General features: G+C 59.2%; 12 protein-coding genes. 5 read left to right on the forward strand and 7 right to left on the reverse strand.

Features of this window, described 5'->3' with window-relative positions; all coding sequences use genetic code 11:
* The first annotated feature begins 18 nt into the window (after positions 1 to 18).
* The 4 genes from HKN06_03450 to HKN06_03465 are packed head-to-tail and all read left to right on the forward strand — an operon-like array spanning position 19 to position 2436.
* Positions 19 to 621: a fused MFS/spermidine synthase gene (locus tag HKN06_03450; GenBank protein NNF60369.1), complete on the forward strand. Its 603-nt coding sequence runs from the start codon at positions 19 to 21 to the stop codon at positions 619 to 621.
* On the forward strand, positions 618 to 1502 hold the full coding sequence (locus tag HKN06_03455) for a fused MFS/spermidine synthase (GenBank protein NNF60370.1): 885 nt from the start codon (positions 618 to 620) through the stop codon (positions 1500 to 1502). The genes HKN06_03450 and HKN06_03455 overlap by 4 nt, the downstream gene beginning before the upstream one ends.
* Complete coding sequence (locus HKN06_03460; GenBank protein NNF60371.1) at positions 1499 to 2020, forward strand: NUDIX hydrolase; 522 nt, start codon at positions 1499 to 1501, stop codon at positions 2018 to 2020. The genes HKN06_03455 and HKN06_03460 overlap by 4 nt, the downstream gene beginning before the upstream one ends.
* Complete coding sequence (locus HKN06_03465) at positions 2017 to 2436, forward strand: GNAT family N-acetyltransferase (protein NNF60372.1); 420 nt, start codon at positions 2017 to 2019, stop codon at positions 2434 to 2436. The genes HKN06_03460 and HKN06_03465 overlap by 4 nt, the downstream gene beginning before the upstream one ends.
* 125 nt (positions 2437 to 2561) lie before the next feature.
* On the opposite strand, the gene HKN06_03470 is transcribed toward HKN06_03465, so the two are convergent.
* The 3 genes from HKN06_03470 to HKN06_03480 form a co-directional block, all read right to left on the reverse strand.
* Complete coding sequence (locus tag HKN06_03470; GenBank protein NNF60373.1) at positions 2562 to 3725, reverse strand: diguanylate cyclase; 1164 nt, start codon at positions 3723 to 3725, stop codon at positions 2562 to 2564.
* Positions 3726 to 3924: 199 nt separating this feature from the next.
* Positions 3925 to 4806 (reverse strand): acyltransferase, encoded by an 882-nt coding sequence (locus HKN06_03475; GenBank protein ID NNF60374.1) that lies wholly within the window; start codon positions 4804 to 4806, stop codon positions 3925 to 3927.
* A 160-nt stretch (positions 4807 to 4966) separates the two neighbouring features.
* Positions 4967 to 5422 (reverse strand): hypothetical protein, encoded by a 456-nt coding sequence (locus HKN06_03480; protein NNF60375.1) that lies wholly within the window; start codon positions 5420 to 5422, stop codon positions 4967 to 4969.
* A gap of 495 nt (positions 5423 to 5917) precedes the next feature.
* Here HKN06_03480 and HKN06_03485 point away from each other — a divergent pair, with 495 nt between their 5' ends.
* Positions 5918 to 9994 (forward strand): DEAD/DEAH box helicase, encoded by a 4077-nt coding sequence (locus HKN06_03485; GenBank protein ID NNF60376.1) that lies wholly within the window; start codon positions 5918 to 5920, stop codon positions 9992 to 9994.
* A 98-nt stretch (positions 9995 to 10092) separates the two neighbouring features.
* On the opposite strand, the gene HKN06_03490 is transcribed toward HKN06_03485, so the two are convergent.
* The 4 genes from HKN06_03490 to HKN06_03505 form a co-directional block, all read right to left on the reverse strand.
* Positions 10093 to 10365 (reverse strand): PilZ domain-containing protein, encoded by a 273-nt coding sequence (locus HKN06_03490; protein NNF60377.1) that lies wholly within the window; start codon positions 10363 to 10365, stop codon positions 10093 to 10095.
* A gap of 152 nt (positions 10366 to 10517) precedes the next feature.
* Complete coding sequence (locus HKN06_03495; GenBank protein ID NNF60378.1) at positions 10518 to 12140, reverse strand: hypothetical protein; 1623 nt, start codon at positions 12138 to 12140, stop codon at positions 10518 to 10520.
* Complete coding sequence (locus HKN06_03500; GenBank protein NNF60379.1) at positions 12137 to 13957, reverse strand: SH3 domain-containing protein; 1821 nt, start codon at positions 13955 to 13957, stop codon at positions 12137 to 12139. Before HKN06_03500 ends, HKN06_03495 begins: the two co-directional genes overlap by 4 nt.
* A 145-nt stretch (positions 13958 to 14102) precedes the next feature.
* Positions 14103 to 17471: a cadherin repeat domain-containing protein gene (locus HKN06_03505; protein NNF60380.1), complete on the reverse strand. Its 3369-nt coding sequence runs from the start codon at positions 17469 to 17471 to the stop codon at positions 14103 to 14105.
* Positions 17472 to 17512: the final 41 nt, after the last annotated feature.

Here is a 17512-nt window from a genome sequence, read left to right on the forward strand (position 1 = left end):
TTTTTCGGGGTTACAGATATGGCTGCCGGGTTGCTCTTGTTGCTGGTGTTCTGTGGTGGTTTCAGCATCATGTCGATCGAACTGCTTGGCGGGCGCATTCTCGCGCCCTATTTTGGCAGCAGTATCTATGTGTGGGGCAGCCTGATCACTGTATTCATGCTGGCCTTGTCCATCGGCTACCTGCTGGGCGGACGCTTCTCACTCAATAACCCCAGCGTAACGCGCTTTGGCGCGCTGTTCCTGGTGGCTGCGGCAGCCGTCATGCCGTTGCTGCTGGTCGGGAACCAGCTGATGGATTTTGTGTTCGAATACATCGAAGATCCACGTTACGGTTCACTGGCGGCTTCGATGATGCTGTTTTTCCTGCCAACTATTGCCCTGGGAATGATTTCTCCGTACGCGGTACGGCTATTGGTGGAGCATCGCGAACACAGCGGTCACATTGCCGGCAAACTGTACTTTGTTTCAACTATCGGCAGCGCGCTTGGCACATTACTGACCTCGTTTTACCTGGTGTTGCACTTCGAGGTAAACCAGATACTGATTGCTGTGGTTGCCGCCCTGATTCTTTGTGGGCTGATCGCCCTTGGCAGTGACCAGCGCACACGGGCCACGGCATGAGAATCATCGCTATTACTCTTCTTTCACTTTTCGGCGGCGCCGTCGCGGCCGCCGAAGTGACGCTCCACACGGAAAAATCGCTGTACCAGAATATTTCTGTTGTGGAGGAAGACGGCGTTCGATGCCTGCGCTTTACGGTAAAAAGACGCAACAGCCGGCAGTCGTGTATTGACGTAAATAATCCGGATCGGCTGGTGCTGCCCTACACGCACCTGATGTTTGGCGGCCTGCTGGTAAACCCGGCGCCACAGCGAGTGCTGCTGATCGGTCTGGGTGGCGGCACGCTGGTTGAGGTGTTTACCGGGTTATTTCCGGGCATCGAGATTGACGCCGTCGAGATCGATCCTGCAGTTGTCGATGTTGCCCGTAAATACTTCAGCTACAGCGACCCAGCCGGCACGGCCGTTCATGTGCGTGACGGCAGGGTATTCGCACGGCGGGCAAATCGACGCGGCGAGCGCTACGATTACATCATCATCGACGCCTTTAACGGTGACTATATTCCCGAGCACCTGATGACGCGTGAGTTTCTGCTGGAATGCAAGGAGTTGCTGGCCGAAAAGGGCGTATTGGTTGCCAACACTTTTTCGTCGAGCCGACTGTACAACAGCGAGTCGGCGACCTACGCCAGCGTGTTTGGCGAGTACCTGAACCTGCGTCGGCCGCACGGAAACCGCGTGATCGTAGCCGGGCGCGACGGCCTCCCGCCGGCGGACTGGTTGCGTCTGAATATCAATCGCGTCGATGCCGACCTGGCACGCTTTGGCATCGATCTGCCACGACTACTTTCACTGGACCGCGGGATCGACTGGCGCCGCAAGGCGCGGATACTTACCGACCAGTACGCTCCGGCCAACCTGATGCGGGACGCAGCGCGATGAGTGACAGGAAACGCAAAATATTCCGCGGCCGCATTATTGGGCTGGATGTCGAAAGCGTAACGCTGCCTAATGGCACCGAACTGGAAATGGAGATCGTCAGCCACCCCGGCGGGGCCGCGGTAGTCGCCATTGATGAAAACAGCAGAGTTTGCCTGCTGAGGCAATACCGTCATGTAGCCGGGGGCTATCTGTGGGAGCTGCCGGCCGGAAAAATTGATGACAACGAGCCGCCACTCGATACCGCCATACGGGAACTGGCAGACGAAGCTGGCATCAGGGCAGGCGTGTGGCACTCGCTGGGTAACATGATCAGCTCGCCGGGCGTTTTTACCGAAGTGGTGCATCTTTGGCTCGCGCGTACGCTGGAATCAGGCGAGGCGAACACCGATGCTGATGAAGTAATTGAAGTGCATTGGGTGGACTATGCCGAGGCGCTGTCCTGGGCGCTCGATGGAACTATCCGGGATGCCAAGTCCGTAATCGGCCTGCTGCGGGCGCAGAAATACGTTGCAACATGAACATCAAGTACGACAGAACTGAAAACCCGGCCGATGAAGACGTCGCCTGGGTGCGCAAAAACCTGGTCGCCTTTAACCGCTCACAGGCGCCGGAACAACCACAGCAAAAAATCGCCGTTTATGCCCGGGACGAGCAAGGCACCATTATCGGTGGCGCAACCGGTGAGGTAACCTGGGGCTGGCTATACGTCGAAATGTTGTGGGTGCACGAGGATTATCGCGGCAGCGGCATCGGCTCACGCCTGCTGGACGATATCGAGCAGCTGGCCCGCAAATACAATGTCGTCGGCTTCCACCTCGGCACCACTGATTTCCAGGCGTTGGATTTTTATCTCAGGTGCGGCTACGAGGTGTGGGGACAGTTGCCGGATTTTCCGCCAGGGCACACTAACTATTCGCTACGTAAGAAAGCCTAGAAAACGGAAAACGGGGTCAGACCGAAATTTTTTGTAACAATCGCCGATGCAGAGTCAAGAGAACAGTTCAGACTCAGCGTGCGCTGGCAATTGTTACAGACAATTTCGGTCTGACCCTATTTTACTTATAGGCTGACGCACCCCCGCTTTTCCTTGGCCCGGTACAGCGCTTCGTCTGCACTGCGCAGTATTTCCTCACGTGGCGTGTTTTTTGCAGCGTTGGCAATTCCGATCGAGACGCCAGCGTCGGGATGAATGGCCTGCATAGCTGGTTGTGCTGCAGCGAGGATACGTTGAGCGATGCGTTTTGCAGTCTTCTCGCCGATATGCGGCAGGACTACCCCGAACTCATCGCCGCCAATGCGGGCACACGCACCAGGGTCGGTTGTTCTAAGGCTCGATGCAATTTTCTCTGCCGCAGTGGCAATAGCCTCATCACCGCGCAGGTGGCCGAGCTCGTCATTTATCGACTTCAGCTTGTCGAGGTCGACAAACAGCAGTGACACCTGGTCACGCGAGAGTGCCGCAGACAACAGATCATCAAATGCCCTGCGATTGGGCAGACCGGTCGTGGAATCCTCGAGACTTTTCTTCTCGACATCACGCAATTCGGTCAGGTCGTGCAGAATTCCAGTGAACGCATGGTGCCCGTGCAGGTTCATTTCACCTACCGCCAGGCGCACCGGAAACCTGGTGCCGTCCTTTTTCTTGGCCATGACTTCGCGCCCCTGGCCAATTATTCGTTTCTCACCAGACGCAAAGTAACGTGCCAGGTATTCGTCATGCTCTTTGCTCTCCGGTCTGGGCATGAGCAGTGCCACATTTTTACCGATCATTTCCTCGGCGCTGTAGCCAAAAAGCCTTTCAGCGGCCTGATTGAAGGTCTCTATCGTTCCGGAGTCGTCGATAACAACAAGACCGTCGGGAACGGTATCAAACACTGCCGCCAGCCGGTGGCTACTTAGCATTAGTTCTTTTGTGGTTCGTTTGCGCTGAATCAGCAGGTATGCGGAAATCCAGATCACGCCGATCGCAAGCCCGCGGTTTACCAGGACCATCCACTGGATACCGGCAGGTTCGGAAGCAAAGTAACCCAAGATCGTTAATGCTGTCGCAATGACGGCCGTGGCAACCGTAACCTTCCACTCCGGCGCCCACACGGACACCAGGACTGCAATGACGTAAGGAACACCGGCTGCGACGCCCAGCGGCAGCAGCAAGTCCAGAGTGAAAACGGCTGCCATGATGAGGCCTATCGCGAGGGACAGGCTGAGACGTGATCCGTTCACATGCTCCTCCCTGGTAGCAGCGCACTATCGATCAGTCCTTACCCGAGTTTACTCCCGAAGCAGCGTGATGCGCTATACGGCAATACCGAAAGAGCCAGGAATCGCGCGGGGTCGGACCGGGATGTTCCTGTAAAAACCAAAGCAGCAAGCGACTATTTCCCGTGCACAGTCTCGTGATCTGACCCTGATTTCTTTGTTTTTAAGACGCGGCCATCAACTCGCCGATGAGCTGGTCCTTCTCCTGCCACAGTTCACGGACCCAGCGCTGGAAGCGCTCGCGAAACTCCGGGTCGTTCAGGTAGTCGCCGCCCAGAAATTCCTGCGGTATCTCCAGCTGCCGCACCCGCACGATAACCTTGCCGATCTGGCCGGACAGCAGCTCCCAGAATGTGCCACCACCCTGCGGGTAAACGATAGTGACATCGAGTAACTTGTGCATGGTTTCGCCCATGGCGGCCAGAGCAAACGCGATGCCGCCCGCCTTGGGGTTCAGCAGGTATTGATACGGTGCGTCCTGTGCCTGGCGCTTTTCTTCATTGAATCGCGTTCCCTCGACAAAATTTATCAGCGACGTCGGTGTTTCACTGAAGCGGGCACAGGCCTGACGCGTGATCTCCAGGTCCTGACCGCGCAGTTCCGGGTTCTTGTCGATCTCCGCCCGCGAGTGGCGGTGCATGAAGGGCAGTTCCAGCGCCCACCATGCCAGCCCGAGCAGCGGCACCCAGATCAGCTGCTTCTTGATAAAAAACTTCAGGAAAGGAATGCGCCGGTTGAAAGTACGTTGCAACACCACGACATCGACCCACGTCTGGTGATTACTGCTTACCAGGTACCAGTCTCGGCGCCGCAGGTCTTCGTTGCCGGCAATGTCATATTTAATACCGGCCACCGTCGCAATAAAAAAATTATTGCAATCAATCCAGATTTCCCCAATTGCCTCAAGCCATCGCACGCACAGCCGGCGCCATGCCGCAATTGGAATAATCAGCTTGAGAATGGCAACGACGTAGTAGGGAATGATCCAGAACGTGAGGTTCAGTACGAACAGGATAAACCCGATGATCCCGCGTATAAGCGTCACTGCGTTGCACCCTGGCTTCTACTTGTAATCATCCGTCATCCAGGAATCGCCCACCAGGTAGCAATATTGGGGCCTTGTTGCTGTTTTTCAACACGAGACAGGACCCGGGGGCAAGCACTGTATCCCCCGACTCTGATGCTGCCGTGATGCTGAAAAAAATTTAAGACTCTGGCGCAACCTTCTGCGCGACGAACGCGAGCGCCACGCTGCCCACAACCGCCATTATTAACATGTCTACCGTCCACCAGAACCAGATTTCCCCGGGCAGGTTGAATACACCGGACAAAGACAGGTGATAAACCGCGACGAACAGCGTCAGTGCGACGCCGAAACCGATTCCCTTCTGCCACCAGCTGCCGCTGAATGCCGGGCGCAGCCAACTGTAGAGGCCGGCGATAACCAGGGCGCCAATAATCCCGCTGGCAATCCACATTGGCATCAGCGCCGCCATGTCCGGCGGCTCGGAAGTCAGCTCGGGGCGCCAGAACTCGGTGGTTTCGTCGTAGGGCGCTTCGAGCACGCCTTCATGAATCACCGGGCCGGTGAATGCCATCGCAACAACAAACTGCGCGACATACATCGCCAGCCCGCCCAACAGAACGATTTTCCAGTTCATCTCGATCCCCCCTGCCACTGATTGTGCTCACTATAGTGCATCGTCGCGCGTCCGGTTGCGGATTCGCGGCTGAAGCCGCTCCTGCAGGCAGGCGCTGGTGGCTCGTTACCCGGGAAGCAGCAGATGAGCTGCGCTGCCCCCGGGAAAATGATCCATCAAATGCTGGCGGGCAGCGTCAGCGCCATCTGCAATGTTGGCACCCACCGGTTCGCGGCTGAAGCCGCTCCTACAGGCGGGGACAGGCAGGTCGCGCGGTACAGGCGGGTACCGTCAGGTCGCGCGGTACAGGCGGGTACCGTCAGGTCGCCCCGGTACAGGCGGGGACAGGCAGGTCGCCCCGGTACAGGCAGGGACAGGCAGGTCGCCCGGTACAGGCGGGACCGGCTGGTCGCCCGGTTCGCGGCTGAAGCCGCTCCTGCAGGCGGGTACCGGCAGGTCGTGGCGGCTGAAGCCGCTGCTACTGTATATAAGGACAGTATAGGCTATGCTAGGGCGGTGAGCCTGGAAGCCTTCCATCCTGCCGTCAGCCAGTGGTTCAGCGAAACGTTGGGTCGCCCGACCGAGGTACAGCAGCGCGCCTGGCCCAGCATCGGGCTGCGGCGCCATACCCTTCTGGCCGCACCGACCGGTTCGGGCAAAACGCTGGCAGCGTTTCTGTCAGCCATTGACGACCTGGTACGCGAAGGCCTCGAGCGCGGGCTGCCGGATGAAACCCGTGTGTTGTACATCTCGCCGTTAAAGGCGCTGTCTAACGATATCCAGAAAAACCTGCAGCAGCCGCTGGAAGGTATCCGCGAAAGGTTGTTCCTGAAATATGCGCCCGGCGATGTGGAGATTCGCGCCTGGGTACGCACGGGTGACACGCCGGCGCACGAAAGACAAAAGGCAGCGCGCACGCCGCCGCATATTCTTGTTACCACGCCCGAATCGGTTTACATCCTGCTGACGTCAAAGTCGGGGCGCGAAATGCTGTCGACGGTGCGCACCGTCATTGTCGATGAAATCCACGCGATTGCGGGCAACAAACGTGGCGCTCACCTGAGCCTGAGCCTTGAACGGCTCGAGGCACTGGTACCGCACCGGCTGGCCCGTGTCGGGCTGTCGGCAACGCAGAAACCGATTGAAGGCATGGCACGGTTTCTGGTTGGTAACCGCGATGAGTCGGTGGAAATCATTGACACAACACAGGTGTTTGCCGGCGAGGCCGGGGCACCGGCGCAACGGCCGGACATCGCCCTTGAAATACCGCGCTCTCCGCTGGCAACCATCATGTCGAACGAGGAGTGGATCGAAACCTACGACCGGCTCACTGAGTTAATCGAAGCACACAAGACTACGCTGATTTTTGTTAACACACGGCGGCTGGCGGAACGCGCCGCGCGTCACCTTGCCGAACGAATCGGTGAAGAGTTTGTCACTGCGCACCACGGTTCACTGTCGCGCAAGCACCGGCTGCGCGCCGAACAAAAGCTGAAAAACGGCCAGCTCAAGGCACTGGTTGCCACTGCATCACTGGAGTTGGGAATAGATATTGGCGACGTTGACCTGGTATGCCAGCTGGGCTCGCCGCGCTCGATTTCCGCATTTGTCCAAAGGGTTGGCCGCTCGGGCCACGCCGTGGGCGCAACGCCGAAGGGCCGACTGTTCCCGCTGTCACAGGACGACCTGGTTGAGTGCACCGCCATCACCGGCTGCGTCGAACGTGGCGAACTCGATCGCATCGCGATCCGCGACAAGCCACTGGACGTACTGGCACAGCAAATTGTAGCCGAGGTTGCCGGGAAAGAGTGGGAAACCGAAGCGCTGTGGAAGGCGCTGCGCTGCGCATGGCCGTACCGCACGTTGAGGCGCGAAGAGTTTGACAACGTGATCAATATGCTGGCGCAGGGCTTTTCTACCCGTCGTGGCCGACGTGGCGCCCATATCCATCACGATGCGGTTAACGGCCGGGTGCGGCCACGACGCGGTGCGCGCATTGTGTCGATGACCAATGGCGGCGCCATACCCGACCAGTTCGAGTACGAAGTAATACTGCAGCCGGAAGATGCGCGCATCGGCACACTGGGTGAGGATTTCGCTTTCGAAAGCCTGCCGGGCGATATCTTCCAGCTCGGCAACATGTCGTACCAGATACAAAAAGTTGAAACCGGCCGGGTTTTTGTTACCGATGCGAACGGCCAGCCGCCCAACCTGCCGTTCTGGGTTGGCGAAGCACCGGGACGGTCTGACGAGTTGTCGCTTGCAGTATCCGATTTGCGCGGCGAAGTTGATGAACAACTGGATAACGGTCATCAGCATACCGTCGGCTGGCTGACTGAAAACTTCGGGCTGCAGCCGGAAGCGGGCACACAGCTGGTCGATTACCTGGCCAGCGCAAAGGCAGCGCTGGGCCTGGTGCCGACGCAGCAACACATTGTTTTCGAGCGGTTTTTTGATGATGCCGGCGACATGCATTTCATCATTCATGCACCGTTCGGTTCGCGCGCGAACCGTGCCTGGGGGCTGGCGCTGCGCAAGCGCTTTTGCCGCAAATTCAACTTTGAACTGCAGGCAGCCGCGATGGAAGACTCGCTGGTGTTGTCGCTGGGGCCGACACACAGCTTTCCCATGGAAGAAGTTGCCGGTTATCTCAAAAGCCAGACGGCGCGCAAAGTACTGACGCAGGCCTTGCTCGACGCGCCAATGTTTGGCGCGCGCTGGCGCTGGAATGCAACCATTGCGCTGGCAGTGAGACGCAATCGCAACGGCAAACGCGTGCCGCCACAGTGGCAGCGCAGTGATGCCGAAGACCTGGTCGCGCTGGTTTTTCCCGACCAGCTCGCCTGCCTCGAAAACATCCCGGGTGAACGTGAGATACCCGATCACCCGCTGGTCAACCAGACCATTGCCGACTGCATGACCGAGACGATGGATATCGAAGCGCTGGAACAAATCCTGCAGCGCCTCGAAGATGACGCTATCAGCGTTAAGTGCTGCGACCTGACCGGACCCTCGCCATTGTCGCAGGGCGTGATCAATGCCCGGCCCTATGCCTTCCTCGACGATGTGCCGGCGGAGGAGCGGCGTACGCTGGCCATCAGCTCGCAACGCTTCAGCGAGCCCGATGAAGCGGCGAAACTGGGCCGGCTCGACGCAGACGCCATTAAAGAAGTATGCGAACAGGCCTGGCCGGAACCGCGCACGGCGGACGAACTGCATGACGCGCTTTATGTGCTCGGCTTTATTGCGCAAGCAGAAACTGAACCCGCAAGCGACAACCTGGAATTTGGCTGGCAGCACCTGTTCGAACAGCTGGTCGGCGAAAAGCGTGCCTGCGTGATGTCCACCGGCGGCGGCGATATCTGGGCCTGCACTGAACGGTTGGCAGAAATGCGCGCAATACTGCCGGACGCAGTCTGCACGCCTGAGCTGCCGCTCGCCACGGTGGAAGTTGATCCGGATACCGCGCTGGTCGATGTAATCCGCAGCCGGCTGGAAGGACTTGGCCCGGTCACTGCTGACTCACTGGCCAGACCGCCTGGCATAGATGTCGCACGCATCGACCAGGCATTGCTGGCACTGGAAAACGAAGGCTTCGCCGTGCGTGGCCGCTTCACCGGTACTTCCGGTGACGCGCTGGAATGGTGCGACCGACGATTGCTGGCGCGCATCCATCGCTACACCATCAAGAAAGCCCGCAAGGCCGTGCAGCCGGTTTCGAAAGCCGCCCATGCCCGCTTTACCGTGACCTGGCAGGGTGTCGGCCGCGACCGTGAAGGCCTGGCCGCCTTGCAGGCCGTGCTGGAACAGCTGGAAGGCTTTGCTGCCCCCGCACGCGCCTGGGAAAAAGAAATTCTGCCCGCACGCATTGCCGGCTACCGCCCGGAGATGCTCGACCAGCTCTGCTCGGCCGGTCGTTTCACCTGGCTGCGTCTTGGCGCAAAAGCAAAGCCGGGCAAACGCATCCGGCCGGTACGCACAACACCGATAACCCTGATCGAACGCAGCAACCTGTCACACTGGCGGTTGTTCGGCGCACCACCCGCAGCCGATGTCATCGAGCTGACTGATAACGCACGCAGCGTGCATGGGATGCTGGCCGATCGTGGCGCATCGTTTTTCAGCGACCTGGTGCTCGACCTCGACCTGAAACAGCGTGACGTACGCGATGCCATGGCCGAGCTGGTCGCCTGGGGGCTGGTTACTTCAGACAGCTTTGCCGGGATCCGTTCGCTGGCGATGCGCCGTCCGCGACTGGCCGACGGCCGCCGGCACTTGTCGCTGGAAGATGCCGGGCGCTGGTCCCTGCTGCGGCCACCGGCTGATGACGACGAGGCCCGCCAGGCCGCGATCGAGCATATCGGCCGCAAGCTGCTGGACCGCCACGGGGTTCTGTTCCGCAAAACGCTCGACGGCGAGCGTTTCCTGCCGCCATGGCGCGATCTGCTGCGGATTTACTGGCGGCTCGAAGCACGAGGCGAGATTCGTGGCGGACGCTTTGTCACCGGCTACTCCGGGGAGCAGTTCGCACTGCCTGCTGCCATCCCGCTGCTACGTCAGCAAACTCGCGATGCAACAAGTGACACGGCTTAAAACGTGAATTTGATAACAACAAAGCGTTGTTAAGGATTAAGAGTCGGCAATCCGGGAAACCCCACACTGCGATTCCGGTGTAGTCGGTGGTCCGATCCCTAATCAGTATAGGTCAGGCTGATTTGCTGCCCCTGCTGGCGCACTACACGCATGCACCGCGCGTTGATGTGTTCCCAGTCTTCTTCTGCAGCGCCCTGCACGGCAACGGTAACCTCGGTACCAACCGCCGGATGCTGGTCACCGTCCACTTCGAGTTGCAGCCCGGTCGGTGAAACATCCAGCGTGCGGCAGCGCCATTCATTACCTGCGTCATCCCGCAATGTGAACGGCAGCTCCACCTCGATACGGCTGTCGCGTCTTCGATCTGACATGCTGCCCTCTGTAACTGGAACAAGACGGCATTCTACCGCGCCGGGCGGCAGGTCACTGAGCTAAAGACATGGTTTGCGACAAAAACGCGGCTCGAAGGCGCTGTCCCGGTAATCGCAGTGGCTACAACCCGGCTATCCCGGCTCGAATTGGCTCAGTCAGGTCGGCCGAAAGCGGCGACGCCGGATAGCGACACGCCGGCGGCGTCAGTCAGTTCGTACGACAGTCCCGCACCGGTCGGGAACCCATCGGTGCCGCGGTTGCCGAAAAAGCCGGTGAAGCTGCCATCTCCTTCCGCCTGGCCGCCGATCAACACCGTGGAATAGATGCCGTCGAACAGCAGGTTGTCGCCAATCCTGCCGCTACCACCGGCAACCCAGCTGCGGCCACCAGCGATCAGCAACAGGCCGCTTTGCACGGTCGCATTACTGAAATTGGCCAGCAGATTGGCATTACCCAGTATTCCCGTGTTGCCGCGGGCATCAGTGGGGTCAGTGCTGCCGATAAGAACGAAATTTGCAATACCGGTAATCGGCTGAGACGTGCTTACATCCGCGGCCGGTCCGTAGACCCAGTGCAGACTTTGTTCTGCAAGGCTTGCGGAAACCAGTCTTTCATTTCGCAGCGTAACTGCCGCTGTGCCGGATGCCCAGCGCCCCCAGCCAATCCCTGTTGCGGCGTCAAAGCCGTCATCACGAATCAGAGCGGTGCCAATAGCGTACGCGTCGTCGTTCATCTGAAAAGCCGTCAGCGCCGAGTCCCTGAATGCACGCACCCCGCGGTTCGAAACCAACGCAAACTGGTCTGCACTGATGTCGGACAGCGGGCCGCTGGACATTGCCACAGGAAAAGTAACCGGCAACCTGCCCTCGGTTACCGGTCCGTCGGTGACTTCGATCTGCACCTCCGGTTCGGCCTCGAAGCCGGAATTTGTCCCGTCATTGGGCGGCAACTCGGGGGCCGGCCTGCGATCCGGTTTCCCGGACTCTCCCGGCCGCTTCGGGGCTTGTGGAGTCGACCGCGGCGGAAACGCCGATGCCGGTTTCACGGCGGCGATGGTCTGGCGGAATTCCTCAACGGCCTCTATGCGCCCGGGTTCACCCGCAGGAAAGATATCGATCAGCGCCGGCGGTTTTCTAGGTAAGCGCACCGGCTTTGATCGCTTGTCACGGACGTAGACAAATTCACCGGCGTTAACCAGGTATTCGCCTGTCAGGTTTTCGAGGTGCACGATGCCGTCCGTAACGCCAATGTAGAGGCCGTCCTCGATCGGATCGAGGCTGACGATTCCTGGCGGCAGCCGGCAGTCACCGGCGCACCAGACCACGCTGTAATGTGTTCCCCGTATTCCCATGGTTGCGGCAGGCGTGTCGACCGTATAGTCCTCGTGACTACTCCGGCCGATAGACCCGGTGATTGTTCTGAAGCCGCCCTTTATCAGTTGCGTTACGGCACCGTCATCGGCGGCCACAACGACTGATCCATCCGCCTGCTCGCGCTGGTCGCCTGCCAGGAAGTATTCCTCGATAAAAAACCGCGTATCCGCGCGTAACGCGTATTTGCTGCCGTCACGCATCAGCAGCTGTCCGCGCGATCGTGCTGCCGTCACAACCAGGTCCTGTTCGTAGACAGCGTCGTCCTTTTTGAGAATGACGTTCTTGTCACGTTCGGCTGTAACGGTGCCGCTGACGTACAGCATCTTACCTGCCTCAGGAGCTGCTGCGACCGGCATGGCTATCGCCGCGAGCATGATCAGCACTGTGACACGCACCGTCATCTTGCCACCCGGAAAGATGCGCCGATCTCAATGCGGTCGTAATCGAAGATAGGAACATTCGAATCGTTATTTGCATAACGAACACTCGGGACGAAACTCCACCCTGGCATCGGCCAGTCGGGGATCTCGAGCGCGAGGGTTGCAGTGAACTGGTTATCGTCACGGTCGATGCCGAAAAATCCCCGACCCCGGTAAGAAATATTGAGTTGCCCGATGTCGAATGCGAGGTTGTGAGTTGCAGCCGTCCACCTGGCGCCGACACGTCCTCCGAACCTGTCGTTGCTGTATGGTGAGTCATTAACAGTGGCGTTGTCCCGCCCGGCAACGAGCGACCAGGCCAGCGTGCCGCTGCCCTGCCGTATCGGCTGCCGCAGCGTCAGCGTATACAAATACCGGTCGACATCGCGGGCGTTCTGATTACCGCTGAAACGTACCGGGCCACCACGAAACGTACCCCGAACCGCGTAATCTCCCAGCGGCCGCAGCCAGGCCAGGTCGAGTGCGGCACTGCGCTCGTTGAAGCTTGCGTCGAGTGCTGACCAGTAGGTGGAAATACCCGTGATGATGTCGTTTTTGCCGCGACTGAATCCCAGCGCGGCCGTCGCATTGAAAAAAGTATGATCGATGAAATTGGCATTGGGGTTGTGGCGATGCTTGGCATCTGCCCGCCACAGCAATTCCACCGGCGCCGGCAGCGGATGTCGGCCGATTCCGCCAAAGCGGGCCTCGACAAACGGGGTGCCCTGCTCGGTACTGCGCGGATTGAGCGTGAAACCGAGAAAGTCATCGAGGTCTGCGGCGCCGTTGGCGTTTGTATCGTAGCCGCCAGTCGCGGCAGCATAAAGAACCCTGCTTGCGCGCTCGCGCTCGGGTTCAGGCGGCGTGAGAGCAGCAATGTAGGTGTCGATTATTTCGCGTACCTGTTCCGGCGGATCAGCCTCGAGCAATGCCTTGAACTCCCGTTCTGCCTGCTCGCGATCGCCGAGTTCGTACAGAGCCCGCGCCAGGTCAAGCCGGGCACCGACAAAATCAGGCAATGACCTGAGTACACGCTCCAGTGAAAATATGGCCTCACCGGGTCGACCGCTCTCCAGTGCCGCAATACCGTAGAGGTAGTCAAACCCGGCGTCGCCGCCCCAGGCTGCCTCGAGCCGCGCGAGCAGCTCGTAAGCCTGCATCGGATTGCCCTGCTCCAGTAGCCGGGTCGGCTCAACCAGCACGCTGCGGTCACGCTGTCCTGCATCGGGCACAGTTGGCAGTTCGATACCTGGTTGCGGCAGTTCTTCCGACGAGACGTCGGCTCTGACTGCAGAATCAAGGTGCACAGCCCGGGTGTAGGAGCGACTGACAAAACCGGTCTGGCCATCCGACAGGGCAACTTCGAACCAGCCATCACGCTGTTTGATCAGCGGCAACATCATCCCGGCGCCGAGTGACCCCGTTACGGCGCTGGCTGCGTCAGGCTCAGCGCGTACGTTGACGTAGGTTGTTACGGCATCGGTGGTAGTAACCCGCGGCATACTTGCACCGGCCTCGTCGTCTGCCTGCAGTATCTTTGTCCAGTCACGGCTGACATAGCCGGTGTTGTCATCGCCCAGGCTGACTTCTAACCAGCCGTTACTCGCACCGATCAGTAAAACCGACTGTCCGCGCTGCAGTTGCCCGATGACACGGGCATCAGCAGCAGGTTCAGCGCGGACATTGACGTACGACGTGACGACGTCGACAACGGCGACGCGGTCGGCGTCAGCCGCTTGCGCGGCACCGGCGCATGCCAGGTACGTGGCCAGCATGATGCAAATAGTTCTTGTTTTCATTTCCCCGTGAGACTGCGCTCACAAATGATGTCTCTTATTCAAGACTAGTCCAGATTTGCAGTACAGAACCGGTTTGGAGTGATATTAGTTCCACAACCGCACTGAAGCCGCCATCTTTGCGACATGGCCGGTACCTGTAACGACCTTATGGCAGGAAGATGACGTTCTGTGTAACGAGGCCGGGCGGTGTATTGACGACTCCGCTGTTGAGCTGGGAAATCGACGAGGCGGTGCTGGTATCGAAATCACGGAATGTCGACAGCACGGGGAAGTCCACCAGGCTGCCGGGCGCATCGGCGGTCACGTCGAGATTCCGAATATCGGGACTGGCGCTGTCGTTCACGGTAATGTTGGTTAGCGACGGGAATGACACGGTGCCCGTCGCGACTGCCAGTATGTCCAGCCTCATCCCGGTCCCGGATGATGGCACGCCAACCTGCAGATCCGTCAGGTTGGGGAATGACACGCTGCTGTTTGCGCCGGCAGCCTGGATCAGGCCGACCGTACCAAAGTTGCCGCTGTCCGTGACGTAGGTTGTCACGCCGGACAGGGTAACAACCCCGCCGTTGAAAGCATCGACCTGACCACCGTCGAACTGCGTCACTGCCGACAGATCCGCGCTGCTGCCGATCGCCCTGATTATCGATCCACTGAGATCAGCCAGGTTTGGAAATGCCAGGCTGCCACCGGTGAGCGTCAGCACGGCATCAGTAAGCGACGTGATCTGGGTTACGTTCATTACCCCGGTTGCATCCAGGCCGATGCTGACCTGCTGTGGCGATGTCAAAACCGGGATCTGGATCTCGCCTCCACCACTGACCTCGAGCAACGACGTACCATCTTGCGAACCGGCGCTGTCGGTATCATCAAAAGCTGTCAGGGAGTTGAGTAACACCTGGCTTCCGGTTCCCGTGGCCAGTACATCGATGTCACTGCGCAGCTGCGAGATACTGTCGCCGTCGAGCACGCTGAAGCTGGTTGCCGTCGACAGGTTTACGATGCCGCCGTTACTCGCCTCGATCTGCATCCTCGGGCCGTTGTCGGTTGCCGGTGCGCCCAGTTCGATGCTGTTCAGGTCGAACAGCTCAATCCTGCTGCCTGCACCGTCGGCCAGCCACAGCGCTTCGTTTTGCGACGTCAGCCCGAGCTCCCGGTCATCCAGCAGGTAGTCAAATATTCCGGGTATGTTGATAACGGCGCCATTCAACGCTTCGAGCCCGGCATTATCCAGACTGCTCACGGCGGAAACGTCGAGTGATGCCGTGCCATCAGCACGCAGCGTGCTGCCGGACAGGTCCGTCAGAGCAGGGAAACTGCGTGTGCCGCCGATGATCTCCAGCTCGGCATTGATAACCTGCTGCAGCTGGGCAATGTCCATAAACGACGAGCTGTCGAGCGTGATGCTCACCTGGTCGACCGCGGTCAATACAGGCATCTGGATCTGGCCGCCGTTGATTGCTTCGAGCAACGACGCACCCAGCACCCCACCGCTGTTGTCAGTATCGTCGAAACTGGACAGGAGAGGCATCGTCACCAGGCTGCCGGTGCCATCGGCAATGACGTCTATCGCGCTGGCCCGCGCTGAAATACTGTCGCCATCCTGTACTGTCAGTGTGGTCAGTGCATCCAGCTGGACCAGCCCGCCACCGCCTGCCCGAATAGTCAGGTCGGGGCCGTCATCTGCTGCCGGCTGGCCGACTTGAATCGATGTGAGATTCGGGAACGACAGCTGGGTACCGATACCTTCGGCTTCCCACAGGGCTACATTGTTAAAGTCGATCGCTATATCGTCAAGCAGGTAGCTGGTGACCAGCGGGAAAGCGGTCGTGGAACCATTGCCCAGCTCAAAACTGGCATTGTCGATAGATACCACCGAAGAAAAATCCGCTGTCGCGCTTGCGGTCAGGCCAAGTTCTACCGTCGTACCCTGCAGGCTCGCCAGGTTCGGAAACGCGAAACTGTCTGCATCGAGAACAAGGATGCCGTCGGTAATTGACGTCATCTGGTCTAAATCGATGAATGAGGCGCCGCCATCGAGCGCAATTTCCACGCCGGAAGGATCAGTAAGCGAAGAAACAACGATATCGCCACCGTCCTGAGCATCGAGTAACGACAATCCAATTGACTGGCCGTCGGTGTCGGCATCGACGAACGTCGTCAAAGACGACAAATCGATGACACTGGCGCTGTTTGCGGCGACGAATCGCGCTGCGCTGACCCGCTGCCCGGCGCTGGTGCCGTCATTGACTGTGAGTGTTTGCAACTCGGGCAGAATAATCGCACCGCCGCTTGTTGCCTGCGCATCGATCTCCGGGCCGGCATCCACACCTGGCGTCCCCAGTTCCAGGCTCTGCAAATCAATAAAATCGATCAAGGCGCCGGCCCCGCTGGCCAGCCACAGTACATCTTCAGTCATCAGCAAGGTGGTCGGTTGGATGATATTCAGCTCGCCGGCCCCGGTCGCTATAAGGTTGACGCCGTCGAGGCTGCCGGTGACTGTCGCATTCAGCACGATGTTACTGGTCTGCAGTGACGAGCCGGGCTGCAGCTGCAAGTCGGTTACAAGGCTTGCCGGTATCGATGCACCGGTTGAGTTGGCCAGGCCAAGCGTTGCATCCTCGTCGACAATTACAGTTTCGGTGGACTCAATTCGATCGACGCTTACTGTGAAACCAACCGGGATGGTGACGACCGGATTGTCGCCCGGCAGATCAATGATCGCCTCATTGCCAAACGTTGGTACCACCTGCGGCGACCAGTTGGCCGGGTCGTCCCAATTTCCATCGGTCGTGCTGATCCAGGTCACCCGGTCCGGGACGTTACCGACCAGAATGCTGAAAGACTCTTCCAGCGTGCCACCGTTCTGGTCATCGGTCTGCACCCGAATGCTCAGGACAGGGCTGGTTTCAAAATCGAGGATTGTCGCCGTTTGCAGCTGACTGCCGACGATCTGGAACGACGCATTGTCGGTATCGCCGGTGCCGGCAACCAGGCTATATATGTGAGTATCGCCAGCATCCGGGTCAGTCGTACTGAACGTGCCGACCAGCGTACCGGGCGGCTGGCCCTCATTAACAAAAGTGTTGTCCAGGCTCAGCCCGGTGGGCGGCTGGTTGGCCGCGGTCACGGTCAGGTTGAAGCTGGTATCGGCAAACAGGCCGCCGGTGTCGGTGGCGCGTATGGTAATCAGCGTGGTGCCTGCAATACCGCTGGGGAGTATTGTCATCTGCCCGCTGAAGAAATCGATGACTTCGGTGATGGGCGGGTTGGTATTTCCCGAAACGGAGAGGGTCAGAGCCGCATCGGGATCCTCGGCATCCTCGAACACCGGGAACAGGTCCACCGGTGGCGGGCTATCGCCTGACAGCACGCTGATGTCATCAATAGCGAGTGTTACTGCCGGCGGCTGATTACCCGTGCCCGAGGTAGTAACCGTAATCGTAAATACATCGGCAAACGTCCCGCCGTTCTGGTCATCTGTCTGGATGCGCACGCTGAGCGTCGGTGTAGCCATCGCGTCAAACGGGACTGTCGATTGCAGCTGGTCGCCCACGA

The sequence above is a fragment of the Gammaproteobacteria bacterium genome (assembly GCA_013003425.1).
GTDB lineage: Bacteria > Pseudomonadota > Gammaproteobacteria > Steroidobacterales > JABDKV01 > JABDJB01.

Bases quoted from the DNA above. Each gene is read 5' to 3' on its own strand.
- HKN06_03450 (NNF60369.1), top strand. From the start codon at position 19: ATGGCTGCCGGGTTGCTCTTGTTGCTGGTGTTCTGTGGTGGTTTCAGC.
- HKN06_03455 (NNF60370.1), top strand. From the start codon at position 618: ATGAGAATCATCGCTATTACTCTTCTTTCACTTTTCGGCGGCGCCGTC.
- HKN06_03460 (NNF60371.1), top strand. From the start codon at position 1,499: ATGAGTGACAGGAAACGCAAAATATTCCGCGGCCGCATTATTGGGCTG.
- HKN06_03465 (NNF60372.1), top strand. From the start codon at position 2,017: ATGAACATCAAGTACGACAGAACTGAAAACCCGGCCGATGAAGACGTC.
- HKN06_03480 (NNF60375.1), bottom strand. From the start codon at position 5,422: ATGAACTGGAAAATCGTTCTGTTGGGCGGGCTGGCGATGTATGTCGCG.
- HKN06_03490 (NNF60377.1), bottom strand. From the start codon at position 10,365: ATGTCAGATCGAAGACGCGACAGCCGTATCGAGGTGGAGCTGCCGTTC.
- HKN06_03495 (NNF60378.1), bottom strand. From the start codon at position 12,140: ATGACGGTGCGTGTCACAGTGCTGATCATGCTCGCGGCGATAGCCATG.
- HKN06_03500 (NNF60379.1), bottom strand. From the start codon at position 13,957: ATGAAAACAAGAACTATTTGCATCATGCTGGCCACGTACCTGGCATGC.
- HKN06_03505 (NNF60380.1), bottom strand. From the start codon at position 17,471: ATGGCTACACCGACGCTCAGCGTGCGCATCCAGACAGATGACCAGAAC.